Genomic DNA, 17,681 nt, shown 5'->3' on the forward strand with positions numbered 1-17,681 from the left:
AGCGAGCGATGAGGAGGAGCGGCGCAGTGAGCACATCGGCGGGTGAATACCTTTCCTCGGGGCCACGATTCGCCGAGGGCGAGGTGATCGAGCGGATCGAGTCGTTCCGCAGGCGCCGCCCCCGCTTGCTCGACGACCATGTGACCCTGGCGCACGGCGCGGGGGGCAAGGCCTCGGCGGCGCTGGTGGACGCGGTGTTTCTGGAGGCGTTCCGCAACCCGCTGCTGGAGTCACTGGGTGACAGCGCGGTCCTGACGCTGCCCGGCGGCGATCGCCTGGCGATGTCGACGGATTCATTCGTGGTGCAGCCCAGGCGCTTTCCCGGCGGCTCGGTCGGCGCGCTTGCCGTGCACGGCACCTGCAACGATCTCGCGATGGCCGGCGCGGTGCCGTCGTGGATCTCGGCGGCATTCGTGCTCGAGGAGGGTTTCCCCATCGCCGAATTGAAGGAGATCGTCGCCGACATGGCGGCGGCGGCCGCCACGGCCGGCGTGCGGATCGTCACCGGCGACACCAAGGTGGTGCCCAAGGGCGCCGCCGACGGCGTGTTCATCACCACCGCCGGGGCCGGTGTCATTCCGGCGGGACGCGCGCTGTCCGCGGCGTCGGTGCGGCCCGGTGACAAGCTGCTGCTGTCGGGGTCGATGGGCGACCACGGCATGGCGGTCATGCTGGCGCGGGGCGACCTGGCCATCGAGGCCGACATCCACTCCGACACCGCGTCGGTCAGCCCGCTGGTGGAGCTGCTGATGGCGGCCGCGCCGTCGACCCGCTGGCTGCGCGATGCGACAAGGGGCGGGGTGGGCACCGTCTGCAACGAACTCGCCCAGGCCTGTGGTCTCGGGGTGCTGCTCGAAGAGGAACGACTTCCCTTGGCGCCCATGGTCAATGGCGCCTGCGAGCTGCTCGGCATCGACCCGCTGTACGTTGCCAACGAGGGCAAGTTCGTCGCGGTCGTCGCGCCGGAGGAGGCGCAGGCCGGGCTCGACGTCTTGCGGTCGCATCCGTTGGGCGCCGACGCCGCCGAGGTCGGGGAAATTGTCACCGAACCAGCCGAAAGCGTGGTGCTGCGCACCGGATTCGGCGGAACACGGATCGTCGACATGCTCGTCGGCGACCCGCTGCCGCGGATCTGTTAGGGCGCGGCGGGTCGCCACCAGAAAGTAAGGGAGGCCGCACATGTGTCTGGGAATTCCGGGGCGGATCGTCGAGATCACCGACCCCGCCGAATATTTGGCGAAGGTCGACGTCAGCGGCGTGCAGCGCACCATCAGTGTGCGGCTGCTCTCCGACGACATGCCCGAACCCGACGACTGGGTGCTGGTGCACGTCGGGTTCGCGATGGCCAAGATCGACGAGACGGAGGCGCTGCTCACCCTGGCCGCCGTTCAGAAACTCGGCGACGCCTACGACACCGAGATCCAAGCCTTCGACTCGTCGGCCATCATCTGAAGGGGACGCACATGAAATTCGTTGACGAGTTCCGTGATCCGGCCGCGGCACGCAAGCTGCTGGGCGCCATCGAACGCTTGGCCGGCGCCGATGGCGACCAGTTCAAGTTCATGGAAGTGTGTGGTGGGCACACGCACACGATCTACCGGCACGGCATCGAGCATCTGCTGCCCGACAACGTCGAGTTGGTGCACGGCCCCGGCTGTCCGGTCTGCGTGATCCCGATGGGCCGAATCGACGACGCCATGTGGCTGGCCGGCCAACCGGACGTGATCTTCACCTGCTTCGGCGACATGATGCGGGTGCCCGGGTCGCACGGCAGCCTGCTGGACGCCAAGGCGCGCGGCGCCGACGTGCGGTTCGTCTACTCCCCGCTGGACGCGCTGAAGATCGCCCTCGACAATCCCGACAAGCACGTGGTGTTCTTCGCCATCGGCTTCGAAACGACCGCGCCGTCGACGGCGGTCACCCTGGCCCGGGCGCGCGACCTGGGGCTGAGCAATTTCAGCGTGTTCTGCAATCACGTGATGATCGTGCCCCCGATCAAGGCCATCCTCGAGTCGCCGGACCTGCGCCTGTCGGGGTTCATCGGCCCCGGGCACGTTTCCACGGTGGTGGGCAACCGTCCCTACCGCTTCGTGCCCGAGGTGTATCGAAAGCCGTTGGTGGTGGCCGGTTTTGAGCCCCTGGACATTCTGGCTGCGGTCGCGATGCTGCTGACGCAGATCCGCGAGGGCCGCTGCGAAGTGGAGAACCAGTACACCCGTGTGGTGCCCGAGGGCGGCAACCCGGCGGCTCTGGCGTTGATGGGCAAGGTGTTTGCGCTGCGCCCCCACTTCGAGTGGCGCGGGCTGGGCTTCATCTCCCAAAGCGCGCTCCGGCTGCACGACGACTTCGCGGAGTTCGACGCCGAGCTGCGGTTCGCGATGCCCGGTGTGCGGGTCGCCGACCCCAAGGCCTGCCAGTGCGGCGAGGTGCTCAAGGGCGTGCTCAAGCCTTGGGAATGCAAGGTTTTCGGTACCGCGTGCACCCCGGAGACCCCGATCGGCACGTGCATGGTGTCCCCCGAGGGCGCGTGCGCGGCCTACTACAACTTCGGCCGCATGCACCGGGACGCGGTCAAGCTGGTGGGGCGCGCTTGACCGGTAACACCGACGGCCCGGACATGTTCGCGCGCTATGCATACGCACCCAACGCGCTGGGCTATTGCGGTCCCCCGCTGGGCGCCACCCTGCGGGACGGTTCGGTCGACGAGGTGCGCCGCGCCGCAACGAAGTTCTCCGGGGCGTGGCCGTACCTGCGGGTGCTGTCGACGCTGACCGGGATCGCCGACCCGCTGGATTACCGGCTCGTCGAGTCGTACTGGCTGGGCGGGGGCGTCGGCGCCGACCTGGACCCGCGAGACTTCTTCGACGCGTTGCTGGCGATCATCGGCCCGCAGGCGGGCCGCTACTGGTCACACCTGACCCCGGACCTGGCCGGCGAGGCCGCCGCCAACCACTGCTTCCACGTGTTCGGCGTCTACCCGTGGACGCGGTTCTTGGGCCGCGGCATGGATCGGCATCCCCTGAACGTGCTGGACAGCTGCCGGATCACCTGGGGAACCGTGCTTTCGCGTGACCGCGACCGGATCGAGGTGCTGCACGCAAAGCTGGTACTCGACGGTGACGCGCTGGTGCTCTCCGAACCGTCGTCCGGCGCGTTCGACGTCTGGACCGACGGATACAGCGCGGTGCCCGATGTCGCCCCGGGCGACGTGGTCGCGCTGCACTGGGGGCGGCTGTGCGGCCGGCTGTCACCGCGACAGGTCCGCGACCTCGCCGACGGAACCGAGCGCCAACTGCGTGTGACGAGCCGCCGACTGGCGCGCGTCTAACGGCGATCGCGGCCCGTGCCAGACTGGCCCCCGTGCCCGGTTCCCTCTGCGATGTGCTGCCCGCGGCCGCCGCCCTGCTCGGCGCGCCGGGCGCCGTCGACGAGCTGGGTTTGGCCGACGGGCTCGGCGGGGCGGACGGAGTCGATCGCGTCGGGGTGGTGCTGGTGGACGGACTGGGCTGGCACCTGCTTGCGGAGCTGGCCGGCAGCGCCCCGCTGCTGGCCTCCGTGGCCGCCCGGCAGACCGGCCACCTCACCCAGCTCACCAGCACCTTCCCGTCGACCACCCCGACCAGTTTGGTCTCGCTGGGCACGGGGGCGCAGCCCGGTGAGCACGGGATCCTGGGCTTCACGCTCAACGTGCCGGGCACCGACCGGGTACTCAATCACATCCTGTGGCGTGACGACCCGCCGCACGCCGAGTGGCAGCCCCTACCCACCTGGTTCGGGCGGCTCAACGAAGCCGGCGTGAGCGCGCGCGCCGTGTTGCCGGCCGCGTTCATGGGTAGCGGGCTGACCGAGGCGGCGTATCGCGGCGCCGAGTTCCGCCCGATCCAGCCGGCGGACGACAACGCTCAGCGAATCGCCGATGAGCTGCGCGCGGCGCCCGGCCTGGTTTACGGCTACACCGCCGCCCTGGACACCGCGGCCCACGCATTCGGTGTCGGATCGTCCCAGTGGCACGAAGCGGCGGCCCGGGTGGACACGCTGCTCAGCCGGCTGGTCGAAGCGCTGCCGCCGAACGCGGCGCTGCTGGTGACCGCCGACCACGGCGGTTTCAACGTTCCACCGAACGCGCGGATAGACGTCGACACCGACCCGAGGCTGGCCGCGGGAGTGCGCGTGGTCGCCGGCGAGCCGCGGGTGCGCTACCTGCACACCGAGCCGGGCGCCGCCCCGGAGGTGCAGGCGGCCTGGAGCGAGGCACTCGACGGCAGGGCGCACGTCTACAGCCGCGAGCAGGCGGTGGCGACCGGCATGTTCGGACCGGTCAGTCCGGCGCACCTGGCGCGAATCGGCGATGTCGTCGCCGTCTGCACCGGCGATACCGCCGTACTGGCAACCGGGCACGAGCCGCCGGAAACGGCTCGCCTCATAGGCTTTCACGGCGCCGCGACGCCCGCCGAAATGGCCATCCCGCTGATCGCCTTCAAATCCCCTGCCGCGGTTGGTTAGTCGAGACCGCGGCTACTTCCGCCGAAACCCTCACAGCCCAAATGGGGCTACCTTTAAGCCTTTTCAAAGGGACCTCGCCGCGCCGCCACTCACCCGCGCTGCTACGGTGGCAGCACTGTGAGTTTTCGTGGTGCAGGCAGACCCCCAAGGCCACGACGCCAGGCGGCCATGGCGGTAGTTGCTGCCCTGTCCCTTTTCGCCGCTGCCTTCGGGTTTTGGGCGTTGCAGGTTGGAGCGGTGGCCGGCCCACCGCAGCACGTGGCGGTGTCGGTGGCGAGCACCGACACCGGGCTACTGCAATTGCGGGACGGCTCGGCACCGCACAGCCGTCCGGACTTCGGCTCCACCCTGAACGACGACAAGGCATTCAAGAGCGCGGGATTGAAGCGCGATCGGCCGACGACCTTTTCGCTGTCCGTGCCGCGCTGGTCGTGGACGATGTCGTCAGTCGCGTCGGCGACCGGAGCCCAGCGGCCCGTCGACGCATGCCCGTCACGCGCGCCTTCGACTGTCCTTGCAGGTCAAGATCTCTTGACCAAGCTTTGCGTGTCCCGTCGCTGATCGGCGTCCCGACCCCTTCATAGACATCTCTGGCCCGGCGCCGCGCGCCGGTGAACAGCCAACCGCGTCGGCGTCCGCCGCAGCGCTTGAGCCTGTCGGCAGGCGCGGTCGCTACCTATCCCTAGGAAAGTCATGTTTGCAGCCAACTCGGTCACGCCCGCGGGATCCGCGGCGAACAACCCCGTCCCGAGCGGGGGCAGATAGCGGTGGACTTCGGCGCGCTACCCCCGGAGATCAGCACCGCGCGAATGTATTCCGGCCCCGGCGCCGCATCATTGCTGAGCGCGGCGACAACGTGGCAGCGGCTGGCCGACCACCTCCGCGCGGCCGCGACGAAGTACCTCGTTTCCGCGGGGCTGCTGGACGGCCTGCGCGGCCCCGCCGCGGTGCAAATGGGCGACAGGACGGCGCCGTACATAGCGTGGCTGCATGCCACCGCCGCGTCAGCGGAGCAAACCGCCGCCCGGGCCGGCGCGGCGGCCGACGCGTACGAGTGGGCGTTGGCCGCGACCGCACCCCCGCAGACCATCGTCGCCAACCGGGGATTGCGAAGATCGCTGGCAGCGACGAATCACCTGCGCCAAAACACCACGGCGATCGCGTCCGCGGAGGGCCACTACGACCAGCTGTGGGCGCAGAACGCCGCCGCCATGTACGCCTATGCCGCTGCCGCTGCGGCCGCCTCGACTGTGCCGCCCTTCACGTCCCCGCCCGCCGCCGGCGACGGCAACGAGGTGATATCGGCTGGCGGGGAACTGATTTCGATGCTGCCCGCTGCGCTGAACGGACTATCCTCGGCATCTTACTGGCGATTCCGCACCGCGGTGCTGTCGATGTCATCGCCGCTGTCCAGGCTGAGTTCCCTGCGCACCGGGTTCGCCAAAGCGGCCAGCGTCCCCCTTGCCGTGGCCATCGGTGGCGCGGCGGCGAAGGCGGTCAGGGGTAACCGCGCCGCGGCGCTCGCGGGTTTCGGACGCGCGATCGCGATCGGCGCGTTGTCGGTGCCGCCGGCCTGGCAGCCGGTGGCGACGCCGGACCCGGCGGGCAGCGTGTTCCACAGCCCCGATACCGCACGGCGGGCAGGCGGCCAAACCCACACCGGACTTTGATCGTTTTCACAGCTCGCTGGGCTTGTCGCCCAAGCCTGGTGTTGTAGGTTCGGGCCATTGTGACAGCTGGCGACACCCGGAGAACTCGACGACTGCGGTCGGCCATCGCGATGGTCGCGATGCTCGGGGTGTTCTGCGCGGTCACCGCGGGTTGGGCCTCGCGCGGGAGTGCGGTCTCCGGCGTCGCCGGCGTGAATGCCGCGCAGGTGCAGGCGCAGCACCGTAACGCTGCCGCGCCGGGCTTCTCCGCTGGCTCCTCGCCGACGCATCACAAGAGCACCCACACGGCGTGGATGACGCGGGATCGTCCGCCGACAAAGACCCGCTCGTTGCCGCCGTCGATCGGGTCGCCGTTACCTACTTCGTTTGCGGCCGCGGTATTTCGGCCGCCCCGCGCGCCGTGCCGTGCGCTCGGGGCGGTTCCATCCGCCCGGGATCTGTTGACCCAACTCTGCGTCGCCCGTTGCTGAGGGCTCCGTCGTCGGCGCCAACCGCCGTCGTTGCACTGCCGCAAAGGCAGGTAGGCCTGTAACCCCCTGGCCTACGTCCCAACAGAAAAGTCCCGTTCGAACCACGGCCCAACCGCCGTCGTTAGGCAGAGATAGCAATGAATTTCACGACGCTCCCTCCCGAAATGATTTCCGGACTACTGCATGCCGGCCCCGGCTCGGGGTCGATGGCCGAAGCGGCGTCGGCCTGGGCCCGCCTGGCCACTCGGCTGCACACCGCGGTCGCCGACTACCGGGCGGTGACTTCGAAGCTGCTGGCCAGCTGGGCGGACCCCACGGCCGCGCCCGAAGGCGCGGCGCCCTACATCGAATGGCTCAACGCCACCGCGATTCGGGCCGAGCAGGCGGCCACCCAGGCCGCCGCGGCGGCGAGCGCCCATGAAAGGGCGTTGGCGGCAACGGTGCCGCCGCCGACCATCGATGCCAACCTTGCGCAACGCAGATCGCTGGCCATGGCGAACTCCCTGGGTCTGGCGAGCCCGGCGATCGCCGACACCGAGGCCGACTACGAACGGATGTGGGCAACGGACACCGCGGCCATGTACGCCTACGCGGGGGCCTCGGCGGATGCCTCGGCCATCGCGCCGTTCACGTTGCCGCCCGGCAGCGGCAACCAAGGCACGTGGGCACTGAGATCGGCGCCCGAGGTGGTATCGGCAGGGCGGCAGCTGATCTCGGCCGCGCCGGGCGCGCTCCGGGCGCTGTCCCGCTCACCGCTGGCCACGTTCGACGTCTCCCTCGCGTCGGCGACCTGCCCCCTGTCGAAACTGAGCTCACTCACGGCGCCGTCGGGCGTAGCGATCGGCTACCTGAATGCGCTCAACAAGGCGGCGGCGTTGCGCTGCCTGCTGTCCAACCAGCGTGGTGTTCGCGGCCCGGCGATCACCGCGCGGCTCGGGCGCGCAACGTCGGTCGGGACGTTGTCGGTACCACGGGTCTGGGCGACGGCCGCTGCGCCGATGGCCGTCTACCGCGGGACGGTCGCGTAGGGGGGTCAACCCGCGCGCCCGGCATACGACCGCGCGGCGTCGACGATCGCGGTGAAGAGGCGCAGGTCGTCCAGGGACTGTTCCGGATGCCATTGCACGGCAAGCACAAACCGGTCCCCCGGCAACTCCAGCGCCTCGACTACACCATCGGCGTCCCACGCGGTGACCACCAGGCCCGCACCGACTTCGTCGATCGCCTGATGGTGGTGGCACGGCGCATCCGTGCACTCCCCCAGCAGCGCGGCCAGCCGGCTGCCCGCGGCGGTGCGCACCGGCAACCTGGTGAACACCGCGTTGCCGGCCCGATGTCCGTCGTGCCCGAGAACCTCGGGCAGGTGCTGGTGCAGGGTGCCGCCGAGCGCCACGTTGAGCACCTGGGCGCCGCGACAGATGCCCAGCACCGGCAGACCGCGATCCAGCGCGCCGCGCAACAACGCGAATTCCCAGGCGTCGCGGGCGGCGCGCGGCGGATCGGTTGTCGGATGCGGCGGCTGGCCGTACGCGGCGGGGTCGACGTCGTAGCCGCCGGTGATGACCCACGCGTGCAGGCTGTCGAGGACCGGGCCCACGGTCTCCGGTTCCGCCGGCTGCGGCGGTAGCAGCACCGCGGCCCCGCCGGCCATCACGACACCCTGGAAGTAGTCGGCCGGCAGATAACCGGCGGGGACGTCCCAGATCCCGGCCCGCACCTGCTCCAGGTACGAGGTCAGGCCCACCACCGGGCGCCAGTTCACAACCGCGCATCCTTTCGTCGACCGCCACGGTACCGCCCTGAAGCGATCAGCGCGTCCACGACCCGCGGAGCGGGCGGGAAACCGCTTGTGCGAGTTGCTGTTCGGCGCGCCGATTGGACTACCAGGTACTGGTGCGCAACACGATCTCGGCGGCCAATTGTGCCGTCGACTCCTGCACCGTGCGCCGGCCCAAATGCACCACGCGGTAGTCAGCGTAGACATACTGCTGGCTGGCGCGGGCCACCGCCCGCGCGGCCGGGGAGCTGACCAGAACCGTGGTGCCGATCTCCACCGGCGGGCAGTGCCCGTCACGAACCGCACCGTCGCGATCGGCCGCCCGCGGATGGCCGCGGTCGATCACCACCAGGCCGACGAACCGGCCCAGCTTCGTCGCCGCGAGTTCCCAGGCCAGTTCGCCGCCGGCGCGGTCGCCCACCACCACAGCCCAACCGATTCCCAGTGCGTCGAGGATGCCGACCACCGACTTCGGGGTCAGGCGCGGGTCGAGTCCGATGACGACCGTCCGAAGCGACGCGGTGTGCAGACGCTCGCAAACCGCGTCGTACGCGGCGGGGACGCGCTCCTCGTCACCCAGGATGACGACCACGACACCCTGTTCCGGACCAGCCACGGCTACCGGGACGGGGAACCCGTCGAGCGTGGTCATCATTGAGGGCATCTACGCACGCTACAGCCGACCTGCCCGCACGCGCGACGCTTTCTTCACATCCCTGCGTTCAGCGGCTATCGCTGCGGGCACGCTCGGCGCGTTTTGCGTCATCGTCAATTCGCTGGTCGTGCAGCCGCGGCTCGACGAATGCCCTACGGCCCCAACCGAGTTGCGAGGCGCGGTCGGCGGGGCGGCGGACCGTCGAGCAGGCCGAGGACTGCGTCGGTGTCCAGATGGGCGGCCAGCAGATCGGCGATCGCGTCGAGTTGGGCTTCGCGCCGCGCGGCGACGTTCGTGTCGGCGACGACGAACCCGTCGCGGCCGGCCGCGGCCGCGACGGTGGTGAGCCACGCGCGACGAAAGTCGTCGTTGTCGAGCAAGCCGTGCCAGTGGGTGCCGAAGACCGCGCCCCGCACGAGGCCGTGCGGTTGGCAGTCGCGCCCGCCCTCCGCACCGAACCAGGTGTCCTCGGCGCATCGCGACACCCGGCCGTGACGGATCTCGTATCCGGCGAGCGGCGGTGGCCACCGGCGCAGGATCTTGGTCTCGCCGAAGGCGATGTCGGCGTCCAACAGCCCCAGCCCGGCGACCTCGCCGAGCCTTGATTCCACCGGGTCATCGACGCGCCGGCACAGCATCTGAAAGCCACCGCAGATACCGAGCACCGGTTTGCCGGTCGCGGCGTGCGCGGTGATCGCCTCGGCCAGGCCGTGATCGCGCAGCCAGGTCAGGTCGGCGACGGTGGATTTGCTGCCCGGGATCACGATCAGGTCTGTGTCGGCCAGGTCGGCGGGGTCGGTGGTCCAGCGCACGATGACGCCCGGTTCGCACGCCAGCGCCTCCACGTCGGTGGAGTTGGAGATCCGGGGCAGCCGGATGGCGGCCACTCGCAGCCACTCGCGCCCGCGCGGCGGTTCCGGGGTGCCGACGACGCGGCGGGCGACCAGCGACAGCGAATCCTCGGCGTCCAGCCAGAGTTCGTCGGCGTACGGCAGCACCCCGTAGGTCGGACGGCCGGTCATCGCGTGCAATTGGCGCAATCCGGGTTCCAGCAGCGCGGGGTCACCGCGGAACTTGTTGACGACGAAGCCGGCGATCAGTGCTTGGTCGTCGGGCTCGAGCACCGCGACCGTTCCGAACAGGTGGGCGAGCAGCCCGCCCCGGTCGATGTCTCCGACCAGGATCACCGGCAGGTTCGCCGCCCTGGCCAGGCCCATGTTCGCCAAATCCGTTGCACGCAGGTTTATTTCGGCCGGTGAGCCCGCCCCCTCGCAGATGACGGCGTCGAATTCGTCGCGCAGGCAAGATAATTCGTTTGCGACGATCCCGGCCAGGCGGTCGCGATGCCGCACGTAGCTCGCGGCCGTGACCGAATCGGCGACCCGGCCGCGAATCACCAGCTGCGACGTCCGGTCACTGCCCGGTTTGAGCAGGATCGGGTTGAGCCGCACGCTGGGCTCCAACCCCGCCGCGCGCGCCTGGAGCGCCTGGGCCCGGCCGATCTCGCCGCCGTCGACGGTGACCACGGAGTTGTTGGACATGTTCTGCGCCTTGAACGGCGCCACCCGGACGCCGCGGCGCGCCAGCAACCGGCACAGGCCCGCGACCACCACGGATTTTCCGGCGTCGGAGCTGGTGCCGGCGACCAGCAGCGCCCCGCTCAACGATTCACGGCTTGTTATATCGAGGTGAGGATCTCGACGCCGGTGTCGGTCACCAGCAAGGTGTGCTCGAACTGCGCGGTCCACTTGCGGTCCTTGGTGACCACCGTCCAGCCGTCATCCCAGATCTCGTAGTCCAGGCCGCCGAGGTTGATCATCGGTTCGATGGTGAACGTCATGCCCGGCTGCATGGTCGTCGTGACTGACGGCTGGTCGTAGTGCAGCACGACCAGGCCGTTGTGAAAGGTGGTGCCGATGCCGTGGCCGGTGAAGTCACGAACCACGTTGTACCCGAACCGATTCGCGTACGCCTCGATCACGCGGCCGACGACCGACAGCGCCCGCCCGGGCTTGACAGCGTTGATCGCGCGCATCGTCGCCTCGTGGGTGCGCTCCACGAGCAGCCGGTGCTCCTCCGAGACGTCGCCGGCCAGGAAAGTCGCGTTGGTGTCGCCGTGCACCCCGTCGATGTAGGCCGTGACGTCGATGTTGACGATGTCGCCGTCTTCGACCACCGTCGAGTCGGGGATCCCGTGGCAGATGACCTCGTTGAGCGACGTGCAGCAGGACTTCGGGAAGCCCTTGTAGCCCAGGGTCGACGGGTAGGCACCGTGGTCGATCATGTACTCGTGGGCGATCCGGTCCAGTTCGTCGGTGGTCACCCCGGGCGCCACCGCCTTGCCCGCCTCCTGCAGCGCGCCGGCCGCGATCCGGCCGGCGACCCGCATCTTCTCGATCACCTCCGGGGTCTGCACCCACGGCTCGCTGCCCTCGCGCACGGTGGGCTGCCAGGCATACTCCGGACGGGGGATGCGGCCGGGCACCGGCAGAGTCGGGGACAACTCTCCGGGGGAAAGCGCAGTGCGAGAGGGCATGCCGACCAGCTTAATCACGCCGCCCGGCGGCGGCTCAGCCTCGCGTGTGAATCGACGGCGTTGAGTGTGACGGTGCGGCGACGACACGCCGAATTTGGCCGCCGTCGCTGCACACGCGACGCGGGCGGTCAGCCGAAGCGGCCGCGACGGATCAACGAGCGCCGCGGCCCGCGGATGATCACCGAACCGCACACCACCCGTCCCGTCAACACGACGTGCGGGCGCCCTTCGCCGGGTGCGTCCTTGCGGCGGTCGCTGGCGCTGCCCACGTAGACCTCCACGTCGTCGATCGACGCGCTGGCGCCGTCCGGCAACCGGATCTCCACCGAGCCGAATCGCATGTCGAGTTCGATGACCACCACCGGGCCCGCGAATCGGGCCTTGGTGAGGTCGAGCTCGATGGAGCCCAGCCGGCGGACCAACGCCAGCCGGGTGGGCACCGTCCATTCCCCCTGGCGCTTGAGCGAGCCGGCCCAGCCGCGCAGCTCGACCCGGTCGGCCGCGGAGGTGACGATCGCGCCCGGACCGGGCAGGTCACCGACCAGCCCGTCGAGCTCTCCCCGGGTGCGCGCATAGGACACCTGCGACGAACGCTGCTCGAACTCGTCGATATCGATCAGCCCGAGCGCGACGGCGTTGTGCAGTCGCCGCATCGTGCCGTTTCGGTCGGCGTCCGAGACCCGTAACGCCACCATCTCTCCACCGGTCTCAGTCATGGCTTTCCTGACGCTCGAACCCTCGGCCTACCCTCGCAACTTACCGCTGGGGCGGGCCGCCGGCGTCAGGCCAGGAAGTCCGGCGGCAGGGATTCGAACATCACCTTGGTCATCCGGACCGCGTATTCCGAGCTGCCGCCACCGACGATCAGTGCGGCGAACGCCAGATCGCCGCGGTATCCGGCGAACCAGGAATGCGATCCTCCCGGGAACTCGGCCTCACCCGTCTTCCCGTAGACCGCGCCGCAGCCCGCGATCTCCTTGGCGGTCCCGTTGGTCACCACCAGCCGCATCATGGGCCGCAGCGCGTCCACCATCTTCGGGCTGATCGGCGTGGTGTCGCCCTGAACCGCCGTCGGCCGGCCCGCGATCAGCTGCGGCGTCGGGGTCTTGCCCGCGGCAACGGTCGCCGCCACCAGCGCCATGCCGAACGGGCTGGCCAGCACCTTGCCCTGGCCGAAGCCGTCTTCGGTGCGCTCGGCGAGGTCCACGGTCGGCGGCACCGATCCGGTCACCGTGGTGATGCCGTCGACCTCATAGTCCAGCCCGATCCCGTACTGGCTGGCCGCCTGCGTCAGGCCGCGCGGCGGCATCTTGCTGCTGAGCTCGGCGAAAGTGGTGTTGCAGGAACTGGCGAACGCCCGCGACATCGGCACCACGCCGAGGTCGAAGCCACCGTAGTTGGGGATGGTGCGGTGCCCGATGTCGAGATGGCCCGGGCAGCCCAGCATGGTGTTGGGGGTGGCCATGTCGCGGTCGACGGCCGCGCCGGCGGTCACCATCTTGAACGTCGACCCCGGCGGGAACAGGCCGGTGGTGGCGAGCAGGCCGTCCGCGTCGGCGCCCCCGTTCTGCGCGATCGCCAGGATCTCCCCGGTCGACGGCTTGATCACGACGATCATCGCTTTGCCGCCGCGGGTGTCCACCGCACGCTGGGCGGCGTTTTGCACCACCCGGTCGAGCGTGATCGAGATCGAGGGCGCCGGCGACCCCGGAACCTCGTGCAGCACTTCGACTTCGACACCGTTCTGGTTGACGCTGACCACCCGCCAGCCCGCCTCGCCGTCGAGTTGGTCGACGACCGCCTTCTTCACCTCGGTCATGGCAGCCGACGCGAAATGCGGATCGGTCGGCAGGATCTCGGGCTGCGGCGTGACGACGACGCCGGGCAGCCGGCCGATCGCCGGGTAGATCTTGTCGTTGTCGTCGGGATGTAGCGTCACCAGGTCCACCGGCTGCGTCGCCGAGCTCGCCTGCTCGGCGAGCAACTGCGGGTCGTTCAGCGTGTCGTTGAAGGGGCGCAGGACGTCCACGATCGCGTGCGCCGTCCCGCTCAGGGCGGATCCGGATCCGGCCTGGGTGGCGTCCAGCGTGTAGTGGTACAGGTAGCCCGGCACCAGCACGTCGGTGCCGCCGAGTTCGTTCACCGAGGCGCGCCGCGGCGCATCGGCCCGCAACGCGAACGTCTGATGCTCGCCCAGCTTGGGATGCAGGTCGGTGGGGGTCCACCGGACCTCCCAGTGCCCCTCGTCGCGCGCCATTTTCAGCTGGCCGTCATAGGTCCAGGTCCGGTTCTTGGGCAGGCGCCAGGTGAAGCGATAAGCGACCGTGCCGGTGTCCTCGGCGTACTTGGCGTTGAGGATCTGCGTGTCGAGGTGCGTCGCCTGCAACCCCGCCCAGGCCGCGTTCAGCGCTTCGCGGGCCTCGTTGGGGTTGTCGCTGAGTTGGGCGGCCGTGGCGGTGTCGCCGACTGCCAGGGCGCCGAAGAACTTTTCGGCCGCCGGACCGGGGCCGTCGGGGCGCGGGGTGCATCCGGACATCGCGACGGCCGCAAGGAGCAATCCGGCCGCCACGATTACCAGTGGGGTTCTTGTGACCATTGGTACAGATGTTATGAACCCCGGCTGCCGCACCGGCGTCGACACACCGAGATCAGATCGTGATGTCGGGCGTTCGGCGGCGAGCTTCTCAGTCCAGCAGCACCGTTGCGAAGGTGCCCACCTCGTCGAAGCCGACTCGGGCGTATGCGGCGCGCGCCACCGTGTTGAAGCTGTTCACGTACAGGCTGGCGGTGCGCCCGCTCCCGACGACGACGGCGGCCACGGTCGCTGTGCCTGCGGTGCCCAGGCCCAGGCCACGCCACTCCGGGTGCACCCATACCCCTTGGATCTGGCCGACACCCGGCGACTGCGAGCCCACTTCGGCCTTGAAGACGACCTGGCCGTGTTCGAAGCGGGCCCAGGCGCGGCCGGCGGCGATGAGGCTGGCCACCCGCCGCCGGTAACCCCGGCCGCCGTCGCCGACCCGCGGGTCGACGCCCACCTCGCCGATGAACATGTCCACGGCGGCCACCAGATAGGCGTCCAACTCGTCCGGTCGAACCTGGCGCACGCCGGGGTCGATGTCGCAATTGGGGTGCCTGGACAGCGCCAGCAGAGGCTGGTGGTCACGCACGTCACGGGCCGGGCCCCACGCCGACTCGAGCCGCTCCCACATCCGCATCACCAGGTCGGACCGCCCGACCAGCGACGAACAACGGCGCGTCCCGCTCATCGCCTCGTCGGCGAAGGCGTCCATGTCCTCCGGCGCGCCGCGCAGCGGGATCAAGTTGGCGCCGGCGAAGCACAGCGACTCCTCCGCGCCGCGCAGGGTCCACAACTCCCCGCCGATCGAGTTGGGATCGATGCCGTGGTCCGCCACCCGGGCCGCGACCATGCACGACCCGACGGGATCCTCGTCGAACACCCTCCAGACAGCGGCGGCGTCGCGCACCACGGACACCCGTCGCTCACCGACCAGGCGGAAGAGGGGCGGAGCCGACATCTGGCGAACTCTCTGTGATGCGAACTAACGGACCAGCAACCGGGAACAGGCCCCCATCAGCTTACGGTCACGATCGGCGAACCGCTTGATGTTGTGTCAGGACCGTGATCGGTCCCCATCTCCGAGGCGAGTCGCATGGCCTCCTCGATGAGCGTCTCGACGATCTGGGCTTCCGGCACGGTCTTGATCACTTCGCCGCGAACGAAGATCTGCCCCTTGCCATTTCCCGAGGCGACGCCAAGGTCGGCTTCCCGGGCCTCACCCGGACCGTTCACCACGCAGCCCATCACGGCCACCCGCAGCGGGACGTCCAGGCCGTCCAGCCCGGCGGTGACCTCGTTGGCCAGTTTGTAGACGTCGACCTGCGCGCGACCGCACGACGGGCAGGACACGATCTCGAGCCCGCGCGGCCGCAGGTTCAGCGACTCGAGGATCTGGATGCCGACCTTGACCTCTTCGACCGGCGGCGCGGACAGCGACACCCGGATGGTGTCGCCGATTCCCCGGGACAGCAGCGCGCCGAAGGCGACCGCGGACTTGATGGTGCCCTGGAAGGCCGGACCGGCCTCGGTGACACCCAGGTGCAGCGGGTAGTCGCATTGGGCGGCCAGCTGCTCGTAGGCGGCAACCATCACGACCGGATCGTTGTGCTTGACGCTGATCTTGATGTCGCCGAAGCCGTGCTCCTCGAACAGCGAGGCCTCCCAGAGCGCGGATTCGACCAGCGCCTCGGGGGTGGCCTTGCCGTACTTCTCCATGAAGCGCTTGTCCAGCGAACCGGCGTTGACGCCGATGCGGATGGGGATGCCCGCCGCGGCGGCCGCCTTGGCAACCTCGCCAACCCGGCCGTCGAATTCCTTGATGTTGCCGGGGTTCACCCGCACGGCGGCGCAACCGGCGTCGATGGCGGCGAAGATGTACTTCGGCTGGAAGTGGATGTCGGCGATCACCGGGATCTGGCTGTGTCGGGCGATCTCGGCCAGCGCGTCGGCATCCTCCTGACGCGGGCAGGCCACCCGCACGATGTCGCAGCCGGCTGCGGTCAGTTCCGCGATCTGCTGCAGCGTCGTGTTGACGTCGTGGGTCTTGGTGGTGCACATCGACTGCACCGAAATCGGATATTCGCTACCCACCCCGACGTCGCGGACCATCAGTTGGCGCGTCTTGCGCCGGGGGGCCAGCGTGGGCGCCGGAGTGTCCGGCATGCCCAGGCGAACGGTCATTTGCGCCACTCCTCCTCATCGCTTCGCTCTGCATCGTCGCCGGCGCGGGTCACTGTTCTGATTCCTTCTTGCTTATTGGAAGAGCCTGATCGGATTGACCAGATCGGCGGTCACGGTCAGCAGCATGTACCCGACCACGAACACCAACACCACGTAGGTGGCGGGCATCAGCTTGAGGTAGTTCACCGGTGCGGCCGCGACCTTGCCGCGGGCCGACCGGACGAGGTTGCGGATCTTTTCGAACACCGCGATGGCGATGTGGCCGCCGTCGAAGGGCAGCAGCGGCACCAGGTTGATGGCACCGAGAATGAGGTTCAGCTGGGCCAGGAAGAACCAGAACGCGACCCAGAGCCCGTGGTCGACGGTGTCGCCGCCGATGATGCTGGCGCCGACCACGCTCATCGGGGTCTGGGGGTCACGCTGTCCACCGCCGATGGCGTGCACCAGCGCGCCCACCTTGGTCGGGATGGTGACCAGCGCCTTGCCCACCTCGCGGGTCAGGTCGCCGGTGAACGCGAACGTGGCCGGCACCGCGGAAAGCACTCCGTAGTGCGTGGGCGCGAGCTTGACGGCGGCGACGCCGATGGCGCCGACCGTCGAGGGTGCCGCCTGAGCGCCCTGCCCGTTGGCCGCATTGCTCAGGTAGCGCTGGGTGGGCGTGACGTCGACGTAGGTGGTGATCGTGGTGCCGCCACGCTCGACGACGACCGGAACGGTGCCGTGCATCTTGCGGACCGCGGCGGCCATGTCCTCGAACGTGGACACCGGGGTGTCGCCGACCTTGACCACAACATCGCCGGCGCGGATCCCGGCGGCCGCGGCCGGGCCCGGACCGGTGCACTCCGCGATCTTTCCGGGCGCCACTTCCGGTGCGACACAGGCGGTTTCGCCGATCACCGCCCTGGTCGGCGGGTGCAGGTTCGGCAACCCCCACACCAGTGCGATGCCGTAGATCAGCACCACGCAGATGACGAAATTCATGGCCGGCCCGGCGAACAGCACCGCGACCCGCTTCCACGCGGCCTGCTTGTACATCGCGCGGTCGGTCTCGTCGGGCGCCAGTTCCTCGACCGAGGTCATCCCGGCGATATCGCAGAAACCGCCCAGCGGCACGGCCTTGAGGCCGTACTCGGTCTCACGGCGCCGCGTCGACCACAGCGTGGGCCCGAACCCGACGAAATAGCGGCGGACCTTCATGCCGGTGGCGCGGGCGACCCACATGTGGCCGCACTCGTGCAAGGCCACCGAGATCAGGATGGCAAGGGCGAACAGCACAATGCCGATAACGAACATCATCTCCGCTGCGGG

The 17,681-nt window shown here is 69.6% G+C and carries 17 protein-coding genes; 8 read left to right on the forward strand and 9 right to left on the reverse strand.

The window, feature by feature from the left end:
- Nucleotides 1-26 precede the first annotated feature (26 nt).
- From hypE to A5678_RS07825, 8 genes are all read left to right on the forward strand, one after another.
- Nucleotides 27-1,139: a hydrogenase expression/formation protein HypE gene (gene hypE, locus A5678_RS07790; protein ID WP_082945441.1), complete on the forward strand. Its 1,113-nt coding sequence runs from the start codon at nucleotides 27-29 to the stop codon at nucleotides 1,137-1,139.
- 40 nt (nucleotides 1,140-1,179) lie between these two features.
- The gene (locus tag A5678_RS07795) at nucleotides 1,180-1,452 is read left to right on the forward strand and encodes a HypC/HybG/HupF family hydrogenase formation chaperone (RefSeq protein ID WP_068040564.1); all 273 of its coding nucleotides are present in this window, start codon (nucleotides 1,180-1,182) and stop codon (nucleotides 1,450-1,452) included.
- Between the two features lie 11 nt (nucleotides 1,453-1,463).
- On the forward strand, nucleotides 1,464-2,594 hold the full coding sequence (gene hypD / locus A5678_RS07800; protein ID WP_068040566.1) for a hydrogenase formation protein HypD: 1,131 nt from the start codon (nucleotides 1,464-1,466) through the stop codon (nucleotides 2,592-2,594).
- A complete protein-coding gene (locus tag A5678_RS07805; RefSeq protein ID WP_255396902.1) occupies nucleotides 2,591-3,328 on the forward strand; it encodes a DUF6390 family protein in 738 nt (245 codons plus the stop codon). Before hypD ends, A5678_RS07805 begins: the two co-directional genes overlap by 4 nt.
- Nucleotides 3,329-3,360: 32 nt before the next feature.
- Nucleotides 3,361-4,503, forward strand: a complete 1,143-nt coding sequence (locus tag A5678_RS07810; RefSeq protein ID WP_068040571.1) for an alkaline phosphatase family protein — start codon at nucleotides 3,361-3,363, stop codon at nucleotides 4,501-4,503.
- 168 nt (nucleotides 4,504-4,671) lie between these two features.
- Complete coding sequence (locus tag A5678_RS07815) at nucleotides 4,672-5,064, forward strand: hypothetical protein (protein WP_068040573.1); 393 nt, start codon at nucleotides 4,672-4,674, stop codon at nucleotides 5,062-5,064.
- Between the two features lie 206 nt (nucleotides 5,065-5,270).
- Nucleotides 5,271-6,173: a PPE family protein gene (locus A5678_RS07820; protein WP_068040575.1), complete on the forward strand. Its 903-nt coding sequence runs from the start codon at nucleotides 5,271-5,273 to the stop codon at nucleotides 6,171-6,173.
- A 607-nt stretch (nucleotides 6,174-6,780) separates the two neighbouring features.
- Nucleotides 6,781-7,671 (forward strand): PPE family protein, encoded by an 891-nt coding sequence (locus A5678_RS07825; RefSeq protein ID WP_068040577.1) that lies wholly within the window; start codon nucleotides 6,781-6,783, stop codon nucleotides 7,669-7,671.
- Between the two features lie 5 nt (nucleotides 7,672-7,676).
- Here A5678_RS07825 and A5678_RS07830 read toward each other — a convergent pair whose 3' ends face one another.
- From A5678_RS07830 to A5678_RS07870, 9 genes are all read right to left on the reverse strand, one after another.
- A complete protein-coding gene (locus tag A5678_RS07830; protein WP_068040579.1) occupies nucleotides 7,677-8,405 on the reverse strand; it encodes a gamma-glutamyl-gamma-aminobutyrate hydrolase family protein in 729 nt (242 codons plus the stop codon).
- 118 nt (nucleotides 8,406-8,523) lie between these two features.
- Nucleotides 8,524-9,084 (reverse strand): alpha/beta hydrolase, encoded by a 561-nt coding sequence (locus A5678_RS07835; protein ID WP_197502070.1) that lies wholly within the window; start codon nucleotides 9,082-9,084, stop codon nucleotides 8,524-8,526.
- 143 nt (nucleotides 9,085-9,227) lie between these two features.
- The gene (locus tag A5678_RS07840; RefSeq protein ID WP_068040583.1) at nucleotides 9,228-10,739 is read right to left on the reverse strand and encodes a cobyric acid synthase; all 1,512 of its coding nucleotides are present in this window, start codon (nucleotides 10,737-10,739) and stop codon (nucleotides 9,228-9,230) included.
- Nucleotides 10,740-10,753: 14 nt separating this feature from the next.
- Entirely contained in the window at nucleotides 10,754-11,611 is an 858-nt protein-coding gene (map, locus tag A5678_RS07845) for a type I methionyl aminopeptidase (protein WP_068040769.1), read from the reverse strand.
- A 128-nt stretch (nucleotides 11,612-11,739) separates the two neighbouring features.
- Nucleotides 11,740-12,327, reverse strand: a complete 588-nt coding sequence (locus tag A5678_RS07850; protein ID WP_068040586.1) for a DUF1707 domain-containing protein — start codon at nucleotides 12,325-12,327, stop codon at nucleotides 11,740-11,742.
- Nucleotides 12,328-12,392: 65 nt separating this feature from the next.
- Complete coding sequence (locus A5678_RS07855) at nucleotides 12,393-14,207, reverse strand: penicillin-binding transpeptidase domain-containing protein (protein WP_068040588.1); 1,815 nt, start codon at nucleotides 14,205-14,207, stop codon at nucleotides 12,393-12,395.
- 88 nt (nucleotides 14,208-14,295) lie between these two features.
- A complete protein-coding gene (locus tag A5678_RS07860; protein WP_068040591.1) occupies nucleotides 14,296-15,150 on the reverse strand; it encodes a GNAT family N-acetyltransferase in 855 nt (284 codons plus the stop codon).
- 56 nt (nucleotides 15,151-15,206) lie between these two features.
- Nucleotides 15,207-16,373 carry a flavodoxin-dependent (E)-4-hydroxy-3-methylbut-2-enyl-diphosphate synthase gene (gene ispG, locus A5678_RS07865; RefSeq protein WP_068040594.1) on the reverse strand — a complete coding sequence of 389 codons (1,167 nt, stop codon included), beginning with the start codon at nucleotides 16,371-16,373 and terminating at the stop codon, nucleotides 15,207-15,209.
- A 72-nt stretch (nucleotides 16,374-16,445) separates the two neighbouring features.
- A complete protein-coding gene (locus A5678_RS07870; RefSeq protein WP_068040596.1) occupies nucleotides 16,446-17,669 on the reverse strand; it encodes an RIP metalloprotease in 1,224 nt (407 codons plus the stop codon).
- Nucleotides 17,670-17,681: the final 12 nt, after the last annotated feature.

The organism is Mycobacterium sp. E2733 (genome assembly GCF_001667585.1).
Classification (GTDB): Bacteria; Actinomycetota; Actinomycetes; order Mycobacteriales; family Mycobacteriaceae; genus Mycobacterium.

Bases quoted from the DNA above. Each gene is read 5' to 3' on its own strand.
- A5678_RS07795 (WP_068040564.1), top strand. From the start codon at position 1,180: ATGTGTCTGGGAATTCCGGGGCGGATCGTCGAGATCACCGACCCCGCC.
- hypD (WP_068040566.1), top strand. From the start codon at position 1,464: ATGAAATTCGTTGACGAGTTCCGTGATCCGGCCGCGGCACGCAAGCTG.
- A5678_RS07815 (WP_068040573.1), top strand. From the start codon at position 4,672: ATGGCGGTAGTTGCTGCCCTGTCCCTTTTCGCCGCTGCCTTCGGGTTT.
- A5678_RS07825 (WP_068040577.1), top strand. From the start codon at position 6,781: ATGAATTTCACGACGCTCCCTCCCGAAATGATTTCCGGACTACTGCAT.
- A5678_RS07835 (WP_197502070.1), bottom strand. From the start codon at position 9,084: ATGCCCTCAATGATGACCACGCTCGACGGGTTCCCCGTCCCGGTAGCC.
- map (WP_068040769.1), bottom strand. From the start codon at position 11,611: ATGCCCTCTCGCACTGCGCTTTCCCCCGGAGAGTTGTCCCCGACTCTG.
- A5678_RS07850 (WP_068040586.1), bottom strand. From the start codon at position 12,327: ATGACTGAGACCGGTGGAGAGATGGTGGCGTTACGGGTCTCGGACGCC.
- A5678_RS07855 (WP_068040588.1), bottom strand. From the start codon at position 14,207: ATGGTCACAAGAACCCCACTGGTAATCGTGGCGGCCGGATTGCTCCTT.
- A5678_RS07860 (WP_068040591.1), bottom strand. From the start codon at position 15,150: ATGTCGGCTCCGCCCCTCTTCCGCCTGGTCGGTGAGCGACGGGTGTCC.
- ispG (WP_068040594.1), bottom strand. From the start codon at position 16,373: ATGACCGTTCGCCTGGGCATGCCGGACACTCCGGCGCCCACGCTGGCC.
- A5678_RS07870 (WP_068040596.1), bottom strand. From the start codon at position 17,669: ATGATGTTCGTTATCGGCATTGTGCTGTTCGCCCTTGCCATCCTGATC.